The sequence below is a fragment of the Sphingobacterium bovisgrunnientis genome (genome assembly GCF_009829085.1).
Classification (GTDB): domain Bacteria; phylum Bacteroidota; class Bacteroidia; order Sphingobacteriales; family Sphingobacteriaceae; genus Sphingobacterium; species Sphingobacterium bovisgrunnientis.
In genome coordinates, this window is record NZ_WUQY01000014.1 from 1 (window position 1) to 22,114 (window position 22,114).

The window sequence follows — 22,114 nt, forward strand, 5'->3', positions numbered from 1 at the left end:
ACAATTTACTGATTATCAGCGCAATGAGCAACTTATTTCTCCTTTTTTATCCCTAAATCATAATGCACAACGGGTTATTTAAATCTGTACTATCCAACTGGTGAGTTTTAAGATTTTCTTGCACAAGTTTACCTTTTTGGTTTAGAGCAGTTTGGATGCGGTCTTCTTCCTGAGAATTGGATGTAGGTGTATGGCAATTTGTAAGCATAAAACAGAAAATCGGTAAAAATATTAGAAGCTTCATCAAGTGATACGTAATTTATATTTTGTCAACAGATTAGGAAGACTTTGTATGGAAAATTTTGCGCCAGCGACACGATTTGCTTCGGTATCAAGTTGGAAATTATATGCCGTTGAAAAATCAGCTTTCTCCAAATTACTTTGATAGAAAGTTGCACGCTGCAAATCGCAATTGTCAAAAATTGCTTCTTTTAATAGCGTACTTTCAAAATCTACTTCCTGCATTCGACAAGATTTGAATTTTGTTTTATTAATTTTCAATCCTGCAAAAGAACAATGGTCGAGTATACTTTCTTCAAATGAAAAACCAATATTGAAAAGATTTGCTGTATGAAATTGTAAACCCAATATTTTGCAGTGCGTAAACTTGCAATCTTGAAACATTGTGTTTTCAATTTTAGCTAAACTTAAGTTACAATTCTCAAAAGTGCAGTCAATGAATTTTATTCCGTTTAATACTGTAGCTTCAAAATTGCAGTGTTCAAATCGGCAATATTCATATTCTGCAATTTCAATGCTTTCTTTTTGAAAGTCTATTTTCTGAAAGGTTTTATCTTCTATTAAGTTCATTCAAAAATTTATAAATAAGCCACTTCTTTGCGAATACGGCTCAATGAAGTGTCTGTAATCCCTAGATAAGTTGCAATATGTTTTAATGGTGCTTGTTTGATGATCTGTGGTTTCTCTTGAATCAATTGCAAATACCGTTTGGAAGCAGGCTCGGTGATAATTTCTATTGCTCGTTTTTTGCTCAAATATAATTCATAAGACATCCAAGCGCGCCCCCATTCGCGCATAGCGGGTATTTTGTGAAACAATTCTTGAAAATCGTCATAACTAATCTTGTATAAACTGCAATCCGTCAAACATTGAATGTATTCTTGGGAGGGCACTCTTGGGAAAATTGATGCTACATCAATTACAACTTCATTATTTCCTTTAAAGTCTGTTGTGATTTCATTGCCTTCATAATCGTACAAATAAGCACGAACTAATCCCGACTCAATGATATAATATTCATCTTGGATTTTTCCTTTTGAGAGTAACAATTCTCCCTTATGGGCTGTGATTTTTTGATGTGCTTGTGCAATTAACTCAAAATCTGATGCTACAAATAGCGGATGTTGGTAGACTTGTTTGAGGATTTCCATTTTAGTTTAAAATAATTCCTTTACAATTTAGGAAAAATCCTATAAATTAAAACGGGTCTGCTACTTCAAATTCAATTATTTGCTTTGTCGTAGGATGTACAAATTGAATGTACCCTGCGTGAAGATGTAATCTATCGGCTCTTTTTCCATACAAATCATCACCTACAATCGGCGTATTCAATCCTTTACTGTGCGCGGAGTGCACTCGCAATTGATGTGTTCTTCCGGTAAGTGGAAAATAGTGAATTCGTGTTTTACCATTTTCAATTGCTACGACGTTGAATTTTGTTTGGGCAGGTTTTCCGTACTCGTAGCAAACAACTTGCCGCGGCCTGTCTTCCAAATCAACACGCAAAGGCAAATCAATTAGTCCTTCTTCTTGTGTAATAATACCATCTAATAAAGCCGTATAACGCTTTTGAATGGTATGCTGTATAAACTGATCTTGTATGAATTGATGTGCTTCCTTATTTTTTGCAATAACCAAAATTCCCGAAGTCGACATATCCAATCTGTGGATGATGACGGGACCTGTTATTTCTGGATTTCTTGTCAGAATACGTGTTTGTACACTATCTTGGACATTTATTCCTGGAACAGATAGAAACTCTGCGGGCTTGTTTACCACAATAATATCGTCATCTTCGTAAATAATTTCGATATCGACATTAGAGGCTTGATTTTCTAACATTGGATTCGGATCAACGTCCAATCCTTGTAGCATATGTCCCAAGATTGGTTCACATTTACCGCGGCAAGAAGGGTAGAAATATTTGTGCTTACGAACCTCTGAACCCGGAGGAGCGCCCCACCAAAATTCTGCTAAACAAATAGGTTTTAGATTATGGAGATAAGCATACTGCAATAATTTAGGCGCGGCACATTCGCCTGCGCCGGCAGGTGGCAACATTTTTATAGCTTCTTCAAAAATATCTAACACCGCACGTGTTTCACCTTTAGCATTTAAGAAGTGGTATTGATCAAACAATCTATTTTGCAGATTTGATGATTTAGATTTTCTACTTTCTTTCTTTTCTTCTATCTCTTGAATTAACAGATTTAGCTCATTTTCTATAGCAGCTAATCTATTTTTGCATGTGATTTTCAATACATCGTATTCGTGCTGGTCACGGTAACTTTGCTTGATTAAATCTTGCTCTAATTTTTGATATTCATCTGCCTCTAACACTTCTTTTTGTGCAGTACGAATGGATTTACGTTCGGCTTTATTCCTTTTGTGTAAGGCGCGTGCTTCCGCAAGATCTTGCTCATTTTGCTTTTTGCAAAGTTCGGCTTGCCGTTTCAATTCTGCAATCTTTGGATTTCTCTCCAATTTTTCAATTTCCCGATTTAACGCATTGATAGTTGCTTCTTCGAGTAAGAAAAATCCTTCCGGATCGAGCATATCAAAAATCGGCGGAATAAAATAGCGGTGTTGATTTGTGCCGGCAAGTTTTCCGGAACAAGCCGCGAGGTAATTCAATTTTCCTTCTTTGTCCTCCACAACCAAAACGCCAAACATTTTACCAATTACTAACCCTTCTTGACCATCATTCAATCCAAAATTGTGGTCAAAGTCTTGCTGCGTCTCTAAATACTGCTGAACTTCCTCAGCGGCAATGACGCTAAGCGGATGCGGTTCGTAGCAAAAAGGGAATGTGAATTTTTCGGGTTTTGCAATGGAAGTAATATCTCGTCGGAATGTATGTAAAAATGAAGTGCTCGAAGCCATTATTGTCATTTGTTGAACCACAAAATTACTAAGAAAAATCCATTGCTGAACTATTGAAAATGGGCTTTTCATTATGACAATTTTATGTCTTGAAGTATTGCATTTTGGGTATGATAATGGCTAAATTAGAGCTATTAAAGCAACTACTTATGGCATTTGAGAAAGTACAATTTGGACAATCAGACTTACAAATAATCCCTTTAATTTTTGGTGGAAATGTATTTGGATGGACATTAGATGAGCAACAATCTTTTGAAATTCTGGATGATTTTATTGACAATGGTTTTAATGCGATTGATACGTCCAATAATTATTCCCATTGGGTAAAAGGTAACACGGGAGGGGAGTCTGAAGCCATTATTGGAAATTGGCTCTCGAAAAAAGGAGGTCGTGACAAAGTCGTTCTGATGACAAAAGTTGGTGGAAGATTTGGTTATGAATCAAAATTCAACGTGCAAGGTGCTTATATCAAAGAGCAAGTGGAACATTCGCTTCGTCGTTTCCAAACTGACTATATCGATGTATACCAAACGCACTATGATGACGAGGTGACGCCTATTGAAGAGACTCTGCGTGCATATGAGGATTTAATCAAGGAAGGCAAGGTGCGTTATATAGGTGCTTCGAATATTAATCCAGAAAGATTTGTCGAAAGTTTGGATATCGCTAAGTACAAAAATTTGCCAAGTTACATTTCTTTGCAACCTGAATACAATTTATTTGATAGATCGAAGTTTGAAAATCTTTACCAGAAATTAGCATTGGAAAAACAGATAGCTGTTATTCCATATTATTCATTGGCGAGCGGATTTTTGAGTGGGAAATATCAGTCCAAAGAAGACTTCAACCAATCTGTTCGCGGGAAGGGAATTCAAGACAAATATTGGAATGAACGTGGAAGAAGAATTGTTGCGGCACAACAGGAACTTGCCGAACAATATAATGTTTCCCCTTCGGCTATTGCTTTGGCTTGGTTATTGGCTCAACCATCTATCACAGCACCAATTGCTAGTGCGACGAAGTTTGAGCATACAGATGCCTTTGTTGATGCGCTCTATATAAAATTGGCTGATGAAGATATTCAAAAATTAAATGAAGCAAGTACATATTAAAAAATATACATTATGAAAACAAATATTGGAATAAAAGAGAAGGATACTGCAGCTGTTGCAGAGATTTTAAATAAATTGTTAGCGGATCATAACGTGTTATATACAAAAGCTAGAAATGCACATTGGAATGTGGTAGGTCCAGATTTTCATGCGCAGCATTTGTTTTTCGAAACTATTTATGATGCTTTGGCTGAAACTATCGATGAGATAGCAGAACGTGTGCGTGCCATCGGACATTATGCAGTAGGTTCTTTAAAAGAGTTTTTGGAGTTAACCCAACTTTCGGAAGAAAAACCAGCTAAAAATAATAGTCAAAGCTATATTAAAGCATTATTGAATGATTTCGAAAGCGTCATCATTTCTATTCGCGGAAACATAGAAACAGTTGAAAAGCATGGTGATGCTGGAACGGAAGATTTCTTAGTCGGCATTATGGAAGCGCATGAAAAAACAGCTTGGATGCTAAGAGCGCATTTACAATAGAAGAGACAATCAATTAAAACGAGCTACAAAATCATTCTAGCTCGTTTTGGTTTTATGAGATTTTTGCTTCATCATTAATAAACAGTAATAGAATTCCTATAATTAAAATTCTGGTTTTGCTTTTGGGTGTTTAATTTAAATAGCAATTTTCCCCCAAAAATTCCGTTAATTTGTAGCTTCATTAATTTGTAAATAACCTTACAACAATATAATATGATTATTCAACCACGTGTAAGAGGTTTTATATGTTTGACGTCACATCCAGAAGGAACGGCGCAAAATATCAAAAACCAAATCGAGTATGTAAAATCAAAAGGAAAAATTGCTAATGGACCTAAGAAAGTGCTAGTAATTGGCGCCTCTACAGGCTTCGGTTTGGCATCGCGTATTTCAGCGGCTTTCGGATCTGATGCAGCGACAATTGGTGTATTTTTCGAAAAACCAGCTGCTCCAGGCAAACCTGGTACTGCAGGATGGTACAATTCTGCTGCTTTCGAAAATGAAGCACATGCTGCAGGTCTTTATGCAAAAAGTATCAATGGTGACGCATTCTCAGACGATGTGAAAGCGAAAACTATCGAATTGATAAAACAAGATTTAGGACAGGTGGATTTAGTAGTGTATTCATTAGCATCTCCACGTCGTACGCATCCTAAAACTGGTGTAGCTCATGCTTCAGTTTTGAAGCCTATTGGTGTGCCATTTACGGATAAAACAGTAGATTTCCACTCGGGTGTTGTATCTGATATAACCATTAATCCAATTGAGAATGATGAAGATATCGCAAATACAGTAGCGGTAATGGGTGGTGAAGATTGGAAATTCTGGATCGAAGAATTGAAAGCTGCTGGCGTATTAGCTGAAGGTGTTAAAACTGTCGCTTACTCGTATATTGGCCCTGAATTGACATACCCAATCTACCGTAATGGTACGATTGGTCGTGCAAAAGATGATTTGGAAGGTACTGTTCCTGCATTGAATGATCTTTTAGCTGATCTTAATGGTGTATCTTATGTGTCTGTTAACAAGGCATTGGTTACGCAATCTTCATCCGCTATTCCAGTTGTTCCATTGTATATTTCATTGTTGTATAAAGTGATGAAAGAAAAAGGTATTCACGAAGGTACAATCGAGCAAATGCAACGTTTGTTTGCGGAGCGTTTGTACACTGCGGATGGCGAAGTTGCTGTAGATGAAAAAGGTCGTATCCGTGTGGACGATTGGGAAATGCGCGAAGACGTACAAGAAGAAGTGGCTAAATTGTGGGCGCAGACGACTACCGAAAATCTGGAAGAAATTTCAGATATTAAAGGTTACCGTGATGAGTTTTTCCACTTGTTCGGTTTCAACTTCCCTGAAGTAAACTACGAAGCAGATTCAAAAGAAGTGGTTAACGTACCAAGTATCGAAGGATAATTTCGATAATAAATTATTTGCAAAAGGTCAGTAACATATTGTTATTGACCTTTTGTGTTTTAATATGTTAACATGCTGTTAAATACCTAGTATGATTAGTGTTACGGGGAAATTTTTTCCTATATTTAATATACTAATCAATTTTATATTATGAGAAAACTTCTGTTACTCGTATTTGTGTTCTTAAGTCATCAAATAAATGCGCAAATTCCAAAAGATTTACAAGGATACTGGCAATTCAAAGTGGATAAACCTGGTGATTGGAATGGGTTCGAAATTTGGGAAGATTATATTGAAAGTTTCTATCAAATTTATAAAGTAAAATCAGTGGAAAAGATTGATGGTAAGATTTTATTGGTATTGGATGCTCCAAATAATATCGTTTATGAGTTTCTAGAAAATGTTGGTCCACAACGAAACGTGAAAATTAGTACACGTAAAGATACCATTTTATGTACTCAGTTTGATCGCAATCCAGATATAGACTATATGAAGATTGAAGAATCATCCCTTACAAAAAACAATTGGTTGAACAGCAAAGATCTTAAACAGAAACTGGTTTTTGAAAGTAACTCTTTGCAAATAGGAAGTGATATATGGAATATAAGATGGTTTGGTAAATATAAACTCAATAATGAATACCGCGCATTGGTGGAGCACAATGGTATTAAGCGATTATTATACCTATCACCAAACAAGAATTCGTTAAAAATGGTGTACGATATGAAACCCCATTTTTATTCAAAAGAAGGACCATTTCCTGCAGTATATGATTTCATCGGCAATTATTATGACTCCAAGTCTAATGATTGGAAATACGGATTTTTTGAAGAATTTGCATTGATAGAAGGGCAAACAGCTTTTTATAATACTGTTGAAAAAAGGGTAGATGGTTTTAAAGTAACTTTCTTTGATAAGAAGAAATATAAACCAATACATATAAAAGTTGAAGATAAGAAAATTATAATCGACAAAGTAACTTATACTAAAGTCGACAAATTCCTGCCAAGTTATTCAGGAAAAGATACATCTTCTTTCTATGACTCAAAGTTTTCAAAATTAGATACGGCTATCATTTCTGGATATATCCGTAATAATAATTCAACAGATCCATTTTCAGTTGGCGTGAATAATTGGTTAAATGGTGAGGCTGAAAATTTTTATGGCGATGTAGATGAGTACGGCTTTTTTACAGTAAAGGTTCCATTGTATAATACTTCACAAGTGTTTATCGATTGGAGAAGGTCAAATATTACAGATGTTTTAACTCCTGGCGAAAAATACTTTTTATACAAAGATTTGTCTACAGGTGAGACTATTTTTCAAGGAAAGAATGCACGTTTTCATAATGAGTTAGTAAAATATGAGGATTACACATCTAGATATAATATTTATCCAAAGACGAGTGAAGCTTGGCAAGCTAGAAAAAATCATGAGCGGACTTTAAAAGATACTTTATTTTTAAATCTTAAATTAGCTCAATTGGATAGTTTAAGAAAGATAAATCTAGATTTTTTGAATCAAGCCAATTTGTCTAATCGTACGAAGTACTTTATCAATAAGGAAACCGATTATACTATAGCTAGTGACTTGATGCAGAAAAAGTTTCAATTGAATTATCAGACAAAAGAAAAGTTTTCTGAAAAATACATGAATATAATCAAAGAGAATTTCTTCGATCACAATGTTGTGCCAATAAGTCTTATACGCGATAATCAGATTTTTTTAAGAGATTATTTGAATTATCAGAGCAGATTTTTGGATATGGGTAATGACGTTCTTTATCATGATGAAATTGTTGTAAAATTAATCAATAACGGCGATATAGAAGCTGATGCAGAATTGAAGAAATATGCAGCTCTCAATCTGAGAAAAATTTTAAACACGATATCTGATCAAGATTCCATTGAGTTTAGTAATTTTACTAAGCAAGACTCATCTATTGTAAAGCGATATTCTAGTTTGGTTGCCGAATCTAGTGAATTAATTGACAATGCAATTTCACAAGAATTTCAAGTTGTGCGTCATATAGAAGCATATGAAAATATTGCGCCGGAAGTTGTTAAGAATCTGTTTTTGTCAGAGAATATACTAAGTTTATTCAAAAATAGACCAATTCCATTATCAGATAAAAATTTGGAAGACTTGACCAAATCTATTAGTAATCAATTTTTAAAATCACAAATTGTTCTAGAGAACGAAAAATTGAAAAAAATAGCTTCTGGTGAACTTAAATATGCAGATAATCTCAAAAACACAGATCATCTGAAAGAAGCAAAAGATGCGGACAAGATAATTGCAGAGATCTTGGCTCCCCACAAAGGCAAAGTGGTGTATATGGATTTCTGGGGTACTTGGTGTGGTCCTTGTGTGGCAGAAATGGAAAATGCCCCAGCAGCGAAAATGGCTGTGGCGGATAAGGATGTCGTATTTATCTATATGGCAAATAGTACACCGAAAGCAGCATGGGAAAATTTTATTAAAGCCAAAAATCTTGAAGGTGCAAATGTTATACATTATAATCTGCCATCGGAACAACAAGCTATGGTTGAAAGAAGATTAGAGATTAATGGATTTCCAACTTATATGTTATTCGACAAAGGAGGAAGTTTGGTAAATAACCAAGCTCCGAGACCTAGTAATTTAGGCGCTTTAGTAAAGGAAATAGAAAAATTGTTAGAATAAGACTTTATAATCCTTGCCCAAAAGTGAGTAAGTTGTAGACCGGGTCAAGCAATGAAAATTCAATTTGTCCCCATGGTTTTGTTTCAAGAAGACCATTGGGATGAATTGGTATTTGAAGCCCTAACAATGCTTGATAAAGTTTTTGAATTTCGTTAGTACGAATATAGACTTGACCATAATTGTTCAATGGATCTAGATCTTTGAATAAAAAGAAATGTATTTCTATACTGTCTTTCTTCAATATTATATAATCTCCATAATCAGCAATTTCCGTAAACCCTAATTTCACAATATAGAATTCTTTTGTAGCCTCTTTGTTCCGCATGGGTAACTTTGGGTTAATAGCAGTCAACATACTATTTTTTTTAAACGTTACTATAATCACTTCAGTACTTAAATATATAAAAATCTACCTTATAGTTTTTAAATAAAAATTCTGATGGAATTTGAGTTTTGTTTCTAACAAAACCTCATTTTGAATGTTATAAAAAAATGAAAAATAGTAATTATGGGGATTAGATTAATACGCAAGAATATTTACTTTAGGCCAGACTCTAGTCGTGTACTCGCAAGGTATTTTAATATCAATGATGAACGTAAAGTTAAGGTAATAAAACGTGTGCTTTCGCTGACTAAATCAGAGACTGACATCGCATTAAATCAGCTTCTACGAAATTTCTCGAGTCGACATCGTAGCGTTGTTGATATTTGGGAACGCAATTTTAAGCGTTGTATGGAATCGCCATTGGGGGATGAAATACTAAATTATTCGTATAGCCATCGTCAAAAATTGCTTATCGGCGCATATTTTACGATGGAATATTCCATAGAATCAGCTGCATTTTTCAATCCTTCTATCGTTGAATCTCCTGACCAAACGCAATTGGAGGCTGGTCAAAAGCGAATAATACTAAGTTTTAGAGCTACAGGAGAAGGACATGTATCTTCGTTGGTTTTCCGTTCAGGAATAATTGATGAAAACTTAGATATTCATTTGGATGAGGTTGGACGTTTACTCGAGAAGCCAAAGCAATTCAAAAATCACGAATATTTTAAAAAGGATTTTTTCGAAAAGTTGTCCAATATAGATGCTGTAGATGAAGAATTTCACAATATTGTACTTCAAAAGTTCCCCGAAAAATTTGTCTATGAAGAATTAAGACGGTTTATTCGTGAACTGATGGCAGAATATGGTGATAATGCGATTTATAATCAATTCTTAAATCACATTCTTTGGTTGGCTTCATCTCATTATCAAATCACTTATTCCTTGGACACATCCATTTCAGAAAGGGTAATTTTTCCAATTTCAGATACCGAGAAAAATGGGATAGAGGATGCGCGATTTTTGAAGTTTGATCACGAAAATGGTAATTCTACCTATTTTGCCACTTATACGGCTTACGATGGATTGAGTATTATGCCAAAATTGTTATCGACGAAAGATTTCATCACCTTCAAAGTGCAGCCCATTAATGGCAAAATCGCAAATAAGGGAGCCGCAGTCTTCCCAAGGAAGATTAATGGGAAGTATGCAATGCTATGCCGTGTAGATGGGGAGAACAATTACATTGCTTTTTCCGAAGACATGATTAACTGGCACAATGAAGTTTTTCTATTGCGGGAACCGCAATACCATTGGGAGTTTATTCAGATAGGCAATTGTGGTTCACCGATTGAAACGAAATATGGTTGGCTTGTGTTGACACATAGTGTAGGTCCTATGAGACAATACAGTATTGGTGTGAGTTTGTTGGATTTAGAAGATCCCACGAAGATTATTGGTAGGTTACATGAGCCATTATTGTATCCGAATCAAGAGGAAAGAGAGGGCTATGTGCCGAATGTAGTTTATTCATGTGGTCAAATAGTACATAACGGACATTTAATTATCCCTTATGCGATGTCCGATCATTCTTCGACCTATGCTACAATTAATTTGGATGATCTTTTAGAGGAATTATTGCGAAATCCATAATATTTGGATAAAACATATAGCGGAGGCATAATTCTCCGCTATATGTTTATAATTCGCGAATCTTAATACTTCGAAAAGAAACACCACGTGACCAATCTTGAAGTGCAAGATGCCCTTTTGTGTATTTTCCGAAATGCGGGTAATCTTTAAAATTGGATTTTGAAACTAATGTTTTCCATTCTTGCGTGTTGAAATCCATTTTTGCTGTTTGTTGTCCATTCAAGTAAAATTCTATTTTGCCATCTTTTTGGGTAATTCGTGACTCGTTCCAATTTCCTTGGATTTTAGTACGTGCGGAGTTTAATTGTGGCGTAAAATTATATAAACAGCCAGACTTCTTAAATGGAAGGTCAAAATCCATATGCGAATCTTCCAAAAGCTGATATTCTGGTCCAGAGAAATAAGTTTGTGCAATTGATGTTTCTTCTTTTACGTTAATAAATACACCACTATTACCTTCTTTTTCTAATTTCCATTCAAACTTTAATTCGTAGTTTTCATATTCTTCATTCGTAACCAAATCAATTCTATCCGCTTCACTATTAGGGTCACAATAGATGTATCCATTTGCGACAACCCAAGGCGATGTTGGTAGACGATTATTATACAAATGCCAACCTTCTAAATTTTTTCCATTAAACAAAAGTTTCCATCCTTCTTTTTGTTCTTCTTCAGAAAGGGTATTGGGTTCCGTCTGCGATGAGCAACTGTAAAAAATCGCTGAAAAGAGCAGCAGGTTGGTGATGTATTTCATAAAGTTTAAGATTGAGTCTTATGAATATACTTCTTTATTAACAATTTGCATCATTTTATTTCCATTTTTAGCTGCGATAAGATTGTTGGCGGCCATAATAGCCATTTGCGTACGTGTCTCTATTGTTGCAGAGCCAATATGCGGTAGGACACAGACATTCGGCAATTGCATTAGCGGATTGTTTGGGGACATCGGTTCGGGATCGGTGACATCTAGTCCTGCACCCCAAATTTCGCCTTGTTGTAAAGCTTGTAATAAGTCCTGTTCTTGATGTACTTTTCCGCGCGCTGTATTGATAAAGATTGCTGTTTTTTTCATGCGTTGAAAAGCATCTTTATTAAAGCGATATTGCGTCTCCGTAGAAAGATTGGTATGCGCAGAAATCACATCAGACTGCGTCAGTAAATCATCAAAGTTCACATATTTGGCATCCACAGTTTGTTCTGCGTCTAAGTTTCGGCTGCGGTTGTAATAAATAATATTCATATTGTAGGCCGCTTTTGCTTTCTTAGCTAATTCTAACCCAATTCGTCCTAAACCATAAATTCCTAATGTTTTTCCATTTAGCTCGATTCCCAAATCTTGCATAAATTCAAAATCTTTCCATTTTCCTTCACGCACTTCATTCGCGCGATAAAATGCTTTTCTGGATACGGCTAACATCAATAAAAATGCAACATCAGCAGTTGCTCCACTCAACACATCTGGGGTATTGGAAACCGGAATTCTTAATGCCGTTGCCGTTTCTAAATCCACATGGTCGTAACCTACACTTGCCAATGCAATTCCTCTTAATTGTTTGCACGATTCTAAAAAATATTTATCTAAGTCCGCATGGCCAACGTTTAAGAGCAAATCAGCATTTTGGCAGGCATCAATTAGCTCTTGCTGCGTAAGCTTTTTATTTTCTGAGTTAATCGCAACTTCAAGACCATATTCTTTCAAAACTTCAATCGCATCCGATGGAATATTACGTGATATATATACTTTCATGATCTTATGTTATTTTTTACTATTGAAATATGCCGTTATTTGCTCTAACGAAAATGCATTCAAACATTTATCTTCGTATAGTCCACCTTTGCGTCCTACAAATACACCATAATGCATATCCAAAAGACCTTCTGTACGGTGCGCATCTGGATTAATTGATAATAATACACCTTTTTCTAAAGCGTAACGATGCCATCTCCAATCCAAATCCAAACGTAAAGGATTTGCATTAATCTCAATTACGACATTATTTGCTGCACAAGCATCTATGATTTTTTTGAAATCCAATGGATAACCAGCTCTCGAAAGCAATAATCTTCCGGTTGGGTGTCCTAAAATAGTCGTATAGGGATTTTCAATAGCTTTTAGCAAACGTGCTGTAGCTTTTGCTTCGTCCATTTTTAAATTGCTATGTACAGACGCAACCACAAAGTCAAATTTTGCTAAAATATCGTCTGAATAATCCAAAGATCCATCAGAAAGAATATCAGACTCAATACCTTTAAATATTTTGAATGGAGCCATTTTTTGATTCAAAGCATCTATTTCAGCCCACTGCTGTTCTAATCGTTCTATCGGCAAACCATTGGCATACACTGCTGTTTTGGAGTGATCACAAATTCCCAAATATTCCAAGCCCAACTCTTCTTTGCAATAGCGGGCCATCTCAGCTAAAGTATGTACACCATCGGAATAGGTAGAGTGATTATGCAACGTACCTTTCAGATCTTCAAAAGTAATAAGTTGAGGTAAGGTATTCGACTTTGCTAACGATACCTCATCTAATCCTTCACGAAGTTCAGGTTCGATATACGCCAATTCTAAGCTTTCATAAATAGATTTTTCATCAGCCCCATTTGGTATTTCTGAAGCAATCTCTTTTAGAAGTGAGATATGCTCAGGGGAGCCTGTCGTTAAAAGTAATTCTTGCGCGAAGTTATCAGCTGCGGAAAATACTAAAAATGGGCAAGCATTTTCATCCACAAAAGAAATGGTATTGTCTTTAATTTCAATCTGTGATTCAAATTTTAAGTCTATAATGGCTTTTTCAAGAGTAGACAAAGGTGCATTTGTGATTAATTCAACACGTTGCAAAACTTCACATTTTCGGCGGAACTCGCCTGTAAAGCTCAAATCAAATCCTGACAAATTTGCTTTTAGCGAAGCGAAAGTTTTCTCTGCAAAAGGTAAGATTTTAGCATACAAGAACCATCCTTGATTGTCCATCGCAAATTCTATGGATTTTTTAATGTCTTCTTGTGTTTTTAACCCAAATCCTTTGGCTTCGATTAATCTATTTTCATTGCACGCATAATACAATTCACCAACAGATTCAATTTCTAAATCATTCCAAATAATTTGAATTTTCTTGGGACCAAGACCTTTAATTTTAAGCATTTCCAATATGCCTGCTGGCGTTTTGGAAATGAGCTCATCTAACTCTGGAAAAGATCCCGAAGTAATGACTTGCTTGATTTTTTCAGCTGTGCTTTTCCCAATTCCTTGTTGCGTACTCAGTTCTTCAAGCGAAGCTGTAGCCGCAGAGAAGGGGAGTTTATCTATTTTGAACGAAGCACTAGCCATTGCTTTTGTCCGAAATGGATTTTCGTTATAAAGTTCCATCAATTGTCCACAAAATTTGAATGCGCGTGCGATCGTTTTATTATCCATAGTAAGTATTGTTTTATTATCAAAAGTACTAAATAAAAAAATGTCGGCAATTTTCATTACCGACATTTGTACTTATTGTTTGATTTAATATAGGATCAAAATTACGCTTGTATCTGTGCTTTTTCTTTATCTGCAGGTCTTTCGTATTTATCTACGATAAGACGTACACCAGAGTTTTTAGTCATAAACTTAATTGTCCAGTTGACAAATGTAACTAGTTTATTTCGGAAGCCGAATATAGACATTAAGTGTACAAACATCCACGTCATCCAAGCAATAAAGCCATTCATGTGGAGTTTTCCTAAATCAACAACAGCTCTGTTACGACCAATAGTCGCCATCGAACCTTTGTCAAAATATTTGAAATCTTCTGTATTTGGTTTATTCGAAAGAATGTTGATGATATGTTTGGCTACATATGTACCTTGTTGCTGCGCTGCTGGAGCTACACCAGGAAGCCCTCGTGGCGTTTCATCAGTAATCATAGCCGCTACGTCACCAATAGCATACACGCCATCCATGTTTTCTACCTGACATTGACCATTTGTACGGATGCGGTTACCTCTTTCGATGATCGAAGCATCAATACCGCCTGGAAATTGACCTTTCACACCAGCACCCCAAATCACGGTTTTTGTAGTGATACTTTGTCCATTATTAAATGTAATCGTATCTCCATCGTAACCCGTAACTTGCGTGTCAGTCAATACAGTCACACCCAATTCCTTTAAATATCTCTCAGAATCTCGAGATGATTTTTCCGAAAGGGCACCTAATATTTTACTTGTACCTTCAACCAAGTAAACTTTCATTTCGTTTACTGATAATTCAGGATAATCTTTTTTCAACACGTGAAGTTGAATTTCAGCGATAGCACCAGATAATTCAACACCTGTTGGACCACCACCTACAATCACAAAATTCAAATATGGAGCACGATCTGAAGCGTTTTTCAACAAGACTGCTTTTTCTAGGTTTTGCAACACATAGCTTCTGATATTCAAAGCTTCTTGAATACTTTTCATCGGAAGTGAGTTTTTCTCTACTTCTTGATTTCCAAAAAAGTTACTTGTTGCTCCTGAAGCGATTACTAAATAGTCGTAATCATATGTTCCTACAGAGGTATGAACTTCCTTCTTGTCTTTATCAATGTGCAATACATCCGCTAGGCGAAATTTAAAATTCTCTTGATTTTTAAACATCTTGCGAATAGGAAAGGAGATGGAATCCGCTGCAAGTGTACCTGTTGCGACTTGGTACATCAAAGGTTGGAATGTGTGGAAGTTGTTACGATCGATTAATAAAACTTCTACTTCTTTATCTTTTAATTTTCTTGCTACTTCGACACCACCAAATCCACCACCAATTATGATAATGCGCGGGAAAGAACGTTCAGAACGATTTAATAACATATCGCTAGTTTGTTTGTTTTTCTGTAAAATTTGAAATACAAATATCCTAAAAAAATAAGATATTTCAATATTATTTTATTAATAGTTTGTGGTGTAAATTATGTAAAATGTACTAAAATAGTATTATAAAGCCATTTTTGGTTGTATATACAATGTTATCTTAGTGTAATTTATACACATTCTATATTAGGACACAGTAAATCTTCAATAGTTTAACTGTTGAAATCTATATTTGTTGTAATTTATTTATTTTTTACGCTTGTGTTGAAGTGCTTTGGAAGTTGTAACAAAATAAAAAACGCTCTATAGCTAGAGCGTTTCAATATCCTTTAGAAATTCAATTTTAGTAAATCCATTTGAATTTGTATTCCAGTTCAGGAACTTTGATTCTGTCAGCTAAACGAAGCAAACGATCTGGCAGTTTCATGAGATAATCACGTGCCTTTTCGCCTTGTTCATTAAGTCCCGATACTTGATCAATTTTCCAATCAGCGATTAATTCTTTCAAAATATCGACATAATCTATAGCCGTATACACATTCAAACGTTGCGCAGCATCTGAGAAATGGGCAAAAGTACCACCTTTTGCTTCGCCAGATTGTCTCAAAAAGTGAGCTGGCATAACAATTTTCTTGCGCATCATATCTTCAAAAGCCAACATTACTTCGCTAGGATCGACTTCAAATGCTTTTGAGATAAATGACATGTATGCTTTGGCGTGACGTGCCTCATCTGCAGCGATAACACCACACATTTTTGCTAATAATTTATCGCCACTTTTTTTGGAAATACCTGCAACACGTCTATGCGAAACGTTTGTAGCAATCTCTTGGAAAGAAGTGTAAATAAAATTACGATAGGGATCTGCACCCGTGCCAATATCAAAACCATCAGCGATCAAATGTTGCGTACTCATTTCGAATTCACGCATATTGATTCTACCCGATAAATAAAGATATTTGTTCAATAAATCTCCGTGTCTGTTTTCTTCTGCAGTCCATGCACGTACCCACTTCATCCATCCACCTTGTTCATTTTTATCAACGTCTTCTACCATAGTCAACCAAGACTCATAGGTAGGTAATGCTTCTTCTGTAATCGTGTCACCAATTAAAACTGCGACTAAATCATAGGGAAGCTCTTTTGCACTTTCTTGTAAATCTCGAACTTCTTCGAAGAAAGTACTTCTAGATGAATCTGGAAGAAAATCAGCTGGTTGCCACATTTCTTCGACAGGCTTTAAGTATTCACTCATTTCGTTGAGCATGAATGGCTCGAGATAAGTCATTACTTCTTTCCTAGATCCCTCTGGAATATTTAATGGTTGTTCTTGCATAATTACTACAAAGGTAGGTATAAAATTAAAATAGTGTTTGGAAATTAATAAAAAATTCAGGCGTATTGCTGCACATTAACATCATTTCATGCGCATCTTTTACTAAAAGAATACATTTAAACCACGTGTTTTGCTTTGATATGTATTACCTTTGTAACGAAAATTTGGATTATAAATTGGAAAATTTCGATATACAAAAAATACGTGCTGATTTTCCTCTTCTGAAAAGAGAGGTTAATGGTAAACCATTGGTTTACTTGGATAACGGTGCGACCACACAAAAACCAAAAGTTGTCATTGATGCTATCACGAATTATTATTCGGATATGAATTCAAATGTGCATCGTGGTGTACATTATTTGAGTCAGATTTCTACTGATGCGTTTGAGGTGACGCGTCGCAAGGTGCAAGAGTTTATCAATGCAAAAGAAGATTTTGAAATAATCATCACAAAAGGAACAACCGATAGTATCAATTTGGTAGCTTCCTGTTATGGTAAAGCTTTCATTCATGAAGGTGACGAAATCATCATTTCCGCGATGGAACATCACTCAAATATAGTACCTTGGCAAATGCTCTGCGAAGAAAAAGGTGCTGTGTTACGTGTCATTCCGATGAATGAAAAGGGTGAGTTGGATATAGAAACTTATAAAAATTTGTTGTCTGACAAGACAAAGTTGGTTTCTGTTACGTATGTCTCGAATTCTCTTGGTACGATCAACCCTATCAAGGAAATCATAGATTTAGCGCACGCTAAAAATGTGCCTGTTTTTGTAGATGCAGCACAAGCAATTCAGCATATCGCGATCGATGTTCAAGAGTTGGATGTAGACTTTTTGGCTTTTTCAGGACACAAAATGTATGCGCCAACAGGCGTAGGTGTGCTTTATGGTAAAAAGGACTTGTTGAATGCTATGCCTCCGTATCAAGGTGGTGGCGATATGATTAAGGATGTAACTTTTGAGAAGACGACTTATAACGAATTGCCTTTCAAATTTGAAGCAGGTACACCTAATATCGAAGCTGGAATTTGTTTAGCTGCCGCGATTGATTACATCAATGAATTAGGTATTGACAATATCAAAGCTTACGAAGACGATTTGTTGGCCTACGCCACTGCGAAAATCAAAGATATTTCAGGTGTAAGAATCATAGGTGAAGCCGCGAAGAAATCATCAGTGCTATCTTTTGTGGTGGATGGCGTGCATCCATACGACATTGGTGTGATTTTGGATAAATTGGGTATAGCTGTGCGTACGGGACATCATTGTGCACAGCCTGTTATGGATCAATTTCAGATTCCAGGTACAGTACGTGCAAGTTTGGCGGTGTACAATACCAAAGAAGATGTGGATAATTTTATCGCGGGTTTGACACGCGCATTAAATATGCTTTTGTAAAATGACAATAAACGAAATACAAGACGAATTAATCGAAGATTTTGCTTTCTATGGCGATTGGATGGAGAAATACGAATACATCATCCAGTTGGGTAAGGAAGTGGATTTAATAGACGAGCAATATAAAACAGATCAATTCATAATCAAAGGTTGTCAATCCAAAGTATGGTTGTATCCAGAATTGGTTGATGGTAAAGTTATTTTTAAAGCGGATTCTGATGCTATTATTACCAAAGGTTTAGTGAGTCTAATGGTAAAGGTTCTATCAGGTCACACACCTAAGGAAATAGCGGATGCAGATCTGTACTTCATTGATCAAATAGGATTGAAAGAGCATCTATCACCGACACGTGCTAACGGCCTTTTGTCGATGGTTAAGCAAATGAAATTGTATGCAATAGCCTTGCAGAACAGATAAAAAATAAAGCGATTCCAATGGATCGCTTTATTTTTTATCTACTTTGATATGTTTAGCTTCAAGGTTTTTTCCGAAAAATATATATGCTTTATCTGAAAAATCTTTTGGATTATCTGTTGTGTAAAATTCTAAATTCCCTCCTTCACTGCATTTTTGTTTTACTTCAGGATGTCGATTTAGATAATCAACTAAACTATCAGCCACTAATTCACCTTGTGCCAATATTTGAATATGGTCTGGTGTGTATTTTCGAATGATTGGATACAGAATAGGGTAGTGCGTACAAGCCAATACTATTGTGTCAATATTTGATGACTGACTTAATAATTCATTTATATCCTTTTGGATGAAATAATGTGCTCCTTCGCTATTAATTTCGTTATTTTCTACTAAGGGAACCCAAAATGGGCAAGGATGTTGATAAACTTGAATTTCCGGATGAAGCTTTTCGATTTCTATTAAATAGGATTGAGATAAGACAGTACCTTGCGTGGCTAAAATACCTATAGTATTAGTATTTGTGTATTCATGTATGGATTCTGTCGTCGGACGAATCACACCCAATACTTTTTTGCCTTCCGGCAAATCATTTTGTTGTATACTTCGTAATGCTTTTGCAGAAGCAGTATTACAGGCAAGGATAACAAGGTTGCATCCTAAATCAAAAAGCTTGAAAACACATTCTTTGGTAAATTCATAAACCGTTTCGAACGAACGTGTACCATAAGGCACGCGTGCGTTGTCGCCAAGATAGATATAGTCGTATTGTGGTAATTTATTGTGAATCTCTTTAAAAACGGTTAATCCGCCATAGCCAGAATCAAAAATGCCAATCGGTCCTTGTGTTTGCATATAAAATGATTATACGGATCAGATTCATTCAAATCTTTTACAAAGATGGTTTTTCTTTATGTGATTTTGATAAATATTTGCCAAATCGATTAAATATACACCTAGTTAGCATGCCTTATTATTCTGTGATTGTTAATTCCTCAGCATCTAAGATAATTTTAATAGTTTATAAATAATAGTATTTAACTAATCGTTTTAGACGAAAATTATAAAAATTATTATTATTAAAATGAATGATTTACAATAACATGTGTATGTTGTTTATCAATATCTGTAATTTACATTGCAAATTTGGCATGAATTTAGCTTTCAAGTATAAATATTTCTTTTAAAATACATTATTCAATTTATAATTATTGTATTTTATTGTATTTTTTTATATTTGATATGAGGTCTACTTTTTTTTATACCGTTTTAAAATATTTTTTTGGTTTAATTTTTATTTGTAACTCGCTGTTTTCTAATGCTCAAGTTGTTGATCAAACTTATTCGTTTGATCAATCTCAAAAATACAATAATATATTGTATAATACAAATTCTAGATATCATACTGCTTCTAAACCATTCTTGTTTAAAAACGAAATGTTGAATAGAAAGGATTCTTTAGAAAACGCGAATCAAACTTTATCATCAAATTGGATTATGCGTAAATTGTTTAATGAACATTTGGTAGATGTTGAAAAAGAGGATCACACATTTTATTTAGATTTCTTACCAGATTTTCAAATTGGTTCTGAAGTAGTAGATCCAGAAAAGCGTACCACATGGATGAACACAAGAGGTTTGCAGGCGGGATTAACAATCAAAGATAAATTTACTTTTCATACTGCGATTTTTGAAAATCAGGCTGTATTTGCAAAATATCTTGATGAGTATATTGCAGAGACAGGTGTAGTACCTGGGCAATCGTCATCAAAAGACAGGAATAAGAAAATAAAAGATTGGATGTATGCTACCGCTAGTTTAACGTATGACTTTAGTCCTTATTTTCAAGTAACTGCTGCATTTGATAAAAACCATATTGGTGATGGTTATCGATCATTACTGTTATCGGATTTTTCATCTAATTACACACATTTAAAGTTTACAGGTGATATAGGTAATGTGCAATACACTTCAATATGGGCTTATATGAATGACCCTATGAATCCACGAATCGATTCCTTAAATTCAGGTGGAAGATTTGGAGATGGTATTAAATATGGGGCATTTCAATTTATTGATTATAATGCAACTAATAGATTGTCGGTTGGATTTTTTCAATCAGTTGTTTGGTCAAATCGCAATCAAGCTGGGCATAGAGGATTTGATTTTAATTATTTAAATCCTGGGGTGATTTTTAGACCAGTAGAAAATAATAACCGTACATCTCCAGATAAAATGTTTTTAGGTTTAAATGCTAAGTATAAGGTGCTTAATAACGTAACTGCTTATGGACAATTTTTGTTAGGTGAATTTACAGCAAAAGAGTTTTTTGCAGGAAATGGCTATGCGCATAATAAATGGGGGGCACAGTTTGGCGTAAGAGGATTTGATATGTTTGGGGTTCGTAACTTACATTTCTTGACAGAATACAATTTAGTTCGACCATATACATATCAACATTTTGCATCGATTTCAAATTACAGTAATAATGGAGAACCATTAGCACATCCACGTGGTGCAAATTTTAAAGAGTTTGTAGGTACAGCTCATTATTCTTGGAATCGTTTTGAATTTTCTGGAAAAGGTATTGTTAGTACTTTTGGCACAGATCCAGATGCTGAAACAAACATGGGGGGGGATATTTTCCAATCTTATAAAACAATACCTAATATGTATGGTAACTCAATTGGACAAGGTGTGAAGAACAATTTGTACTTTGCTGATTTAAGAGCGTCTTATGTATTAAATCCAAAGTATAATTTACGATTAGAGTTGGGCTATACACAGCGGTATAGAAAGATTGAGGGCGATGCTACTCAAAAATCTGGAATAATCAATTTTGGACTACGTTCGAGTTTCCGCAATTTTTATGGTGATATTTAAAAACTGAATATCTATATTTAATCATTAATCTATAATATGAAGAAAATATTGGTATTAAATGGTCCTAATTTAAATCTATTAGGTGTTCGTGAAAAAAGTATCTATGGTGATCAGTCCTTTGAAGAATATTTTAAGTCTTTGAAAGAACGCTTCGCTGATGTAGATTTGTCGTATTTTCAAAGTAATTCAGAAGGCACTATTATCGATAAATTACATGAAGTGGGATTTGACTTTGATGGCATAGTATTGAATGCTGGTGCTTATACACATACTTCTGTAGCGATTGGAGATGCTATTGCAGCGATTAAAACGCCTGTCGTGGAAGTACATATTTCAAACGTTCATCAACGTGAAGTCTTTCGACATCATTCATATCTTTCGAAGAATTGTAAAGGCGTAATATTAGGCTTTGGCTTAGATAGTTATCGATTAGGAATCGAAAGTTTAAAATAA

19 protein-coding genes are annotated in these 22,114 nt (G+C 35.1%); 9 read left to right on the forward strand and 10 right to left on the reverse strand.

The genetic code is table 11. The annotated features are described in order from the left end of the window. Positions 1–243: 243 nt before the first annotated feature. The 3 genes from GOQ16_RS08495 to GOQ16_RS08505 are packed head-to-tail and all read right to left on the reverse strand — an operon-like array spanning position 244 to position 3,195. Entirely contained in the window at positions 244–810 is a 567-nt protein-coding gene (locus GOQ16_RS08495; protein ID WP_160068890.1) for a pentapeptide repeat-containing protein, read from the reverse strand. A gap of 8 nt (positions 811–818) precedes the next feature. Continuing rightward, positions 819–1,391: a Crp/Fnr family transcriptional regulator gene (locus tag GOQ16_RS08500; protein ID WP_160068891.1), complete on the reverse strand. Its 573-nt coding sequence runs from the start codon at positions 1,389–1,391 to the stop codon at positions 819–821. 46 nt (positions 1,392–1,437) lie between these two features. After that, positions 1,438–3,195 carry an RluA family pseudouridine synthase gene (locus GOQ16_RS08505; RefSeq protein WP_240140984.1) on the reverse strand — a complete coding sequence of 586 codons (1,758 nt, stop codon included), beginning with the start codon at positions 3,193–3,195 and terminating at the stop codon, positions 1,438–1,440. A 77-nt stretch (positions 3,196–3,272) separates the two neighbouring features. On the opposite strand from GOQ16_RS08505, the gene GOQ16_RS08510 reads away from it, so the two are divergent. The 4 genes from GOQ16_RS08510 to GOQ16_RS08525 all read left to right on the forward strand — a co-directional run bounded on the left by GOQ16_RS08510 (position 3,273) and on the right by GOQ16_RS08525 (position 8,819). After that, positions 3,273–4,235 carry an aldo/keto reductase gene (locus GOQ16_RS08510; RefSeq protein WP_160068892.1) on the forward strand — a complete coding sequence of 321 codons (963 nt, stop codon included), beginning with the start codon at positions 3,273–3,275 and terminating at the stop codon, positions 4,233–4,235. Positions 4,236–4,247: 12 nt separating this feature from the next. Continuing rightward, positions 4,248–4,718: a Dps family protein gene (locus GOQ16_RS08515; protein ID WP_160068893.1), complete on the forward strand. Its 471-nt coding sequence runs from the start codon at positions 4,248–4,250 to the stop codon at positions 4,716–4,718. Positions 4,719–4,931: 213 nt separating this feature from the next. After that, positions 4,932–6,134: an enoyl-ACP reductase FabV gene (gene fabV, locus GOQ16_RS08520; RefSeq protein ID WP_160068894.1), complete on the forward strand. Its 1,203-nt coding sequence runs from the start codon at positions 4,932–4,934 to the stop codon at positions 6,132–6,134. Between the two features lie 150 nt (positions 6,135–6,284). Further along, positions 6,285–8,819 (forward strand): TlpA family protein disulfide reductase, encoded by a 2,535-nt coding sequence (locus GOQ16_RS08525; RefSeq protein ID WP_160068895.1) that lies wholly within the window; start codon positions 6,285–6,287, stop codon positions 8,817–8,819. Positions 8,820–8,823: 4 nt separating this feature from the next. On the opposite strand, the gene GOQ16_RS08530 is transcribed toward GOQ16_RS08525, so the two are convergent. After that, complete coding sequence (locus GOQ16_RS08530; RefSeq protein WP_240140985.1) at positions 8,824–9,144, reverse strand: bleomycin resistance protein; 321 nt, start codon at positions 9,142–9,144, stop codon at positions 8,824–8,826. Positions 9,145–9,327: 183 nt separating this feature from the next. Between GOQ16_RS08530 and GOQ16_RS08535 the strand changes: the two genes are divergently transcribed. Further along, entirely contained in the window at positions 9,328–10,797 is a 1,470-nt protein-coding gene (locus tag GOQ16_RS08535) for a glycoside hydrolase family 130 protein (protein ID WP_160068897.1), read from the forward strand. A gap of 46 nt (positions 10,798–10,843) precedes the next feature. Here GOQ16_RS08535 and GOQ16_RS08540 read toward each other — a convergent pair whose 3' ends face one another. From GOQ16_RS08540 to GOQ16_RS08560, 5 genes are all read right to left on the reverse strand, one after another. Further along, entirely contained in the window at positions 10,844–11,551 is a 708-nt protein-coding gene (locus tag GOQ16_RS08540; protein WP_160068898.1) for a 3-keto-disaccharide hydrolase, read from the reverse strand. An 18-nt stretch (positions 11,552–11,569) separates the two neighbouring features. After that, positions 11,570–12,544 carry a 2-hydroxyacid dehydrogenase gene (locus GOQ16_RS08545; protein WP_160068899.1) on the reverse strand — a complete coding sequence of 325 codons (975 nt, stop codon included), beginning with the start codon at positions 12,542–12,544 and terminating at the stop codon, positions 11,570–11,572. Positions 12,545–12,553: 9 nt separating this feature from the next. Further along, positions 12,554–14,215, reverse strand: a complete 1,662-nt coding sequence (locus GOQ16_RS08550; RefSeq protein WP_160068900.1) for a DNA polymerase/3'-5' exonuclease PolX — start codon at positions 14,213–14,215, stop codon at positions 12,554–12,556. 101 nt (positions 14,216–14,316) lie between these two features. Next, positions 14,317–15,627: an NAD(P)/FAD-dependent oxidoreductase gene (locus tag GOQ16_RS08555; RefSeq protein WP_149914373.1), complete on the reverse strand. Its 1,311-nt coding sequence runs from the start codon at positions 15,625–15,627 to the stop codon at positions 14,317–14,319. A gap of 343 nt (positions 15,628–15,970) precedes the next feature. After that, positions 15,971–16,963, reverse strand: coding sequence for an acyl-ACP desaturase (locus GOQ16_RS08560; protein ID WP_160068901.1), 993 nt, complete (start codon positions 16,961–16,963; stop codon positions 15,971–15,973). A gap of 176 nt (positions 16,964–17,139) precedes the next feature. Here GOQ16_RS08560 and GOQ16_RS08565 point away from each other — a divergent pair, with 176 nt between their 5' ends. Both GOQ16_RS08565 and GOQ16_RS08570 read left to right on the forward strand, forming a co-directional pair. Next, positions 17,140–18,363: a SufS family cysteine desulfurase gene (locus tag GOQ16_RS08565; RefSeq protein ID WP_160068902.1), complete on the forward strand. Its 1,224-nt coding sequence runs from the start codon at positions 17,140–17,142 to the stop codon at positions 18,361–18,363. A gap of 1 nt (position 18,364) precedes the next feature. Next, positions 18,365–18,781 (forward strand): SufE family protein, encoded by a 417-nt coding sequence (locus GOQ16_RS08570; RefSeq protein WP_149914375.1) that lies wholly within the window; start codon positions 18,365–18,367, stop codon positions 18,779–18,781. 27 nt (positions 18,782–18,808) lie between these two features. Here GOQ16_RS08570 and murI read toward each other — a convergent pair whose 3' ends face one another. Further along, positions 18,809–19,633: a glutamate racemase gene (gene murI / locus GOQ16_RS08575; protein ID WP_160068903.1), complete on the reverse strand. Its 825-nt coding sequence runs from the start codon at positions 19,631–19,633 to the stop codon at positions 18,809–18,811. Positions 19,634–20,215: 582 nt separating this feature from the next. Here murI and GOQ16_RS08580 point away from each other — a divergent pair. Both GOQ16_RS08580 and aroQ read left to right on the forward strand, forming a co-directional pair. Continuing rightward, on the forward strand, positions 20,216–21,661 hold the full coding sequence (locus GOQ16_RS08580; RefSeq protein ID WP_240140986.1) for a gliding motility protein RemB: 1,446 nt from the start codon (positions 20,216–20,218) through the stop codon (positions 21,659–21,661). A gap of 36 nt (positions 21,662–21,697) precedes the next feature. Continuing rightward, positions 21,698–22,114 carry a type II 3-dehydroquinate dehydratase gene (aroQ, locus tag GOQ16_RS08585; protein ID WP_160068905.1) on the forward strand — a complete coding sequence of 139 codons (417 nt, stop codon included), beginning with the start codon at positions 21,698–21,700 and terminating at the stop codon, positions 22,112–22,114.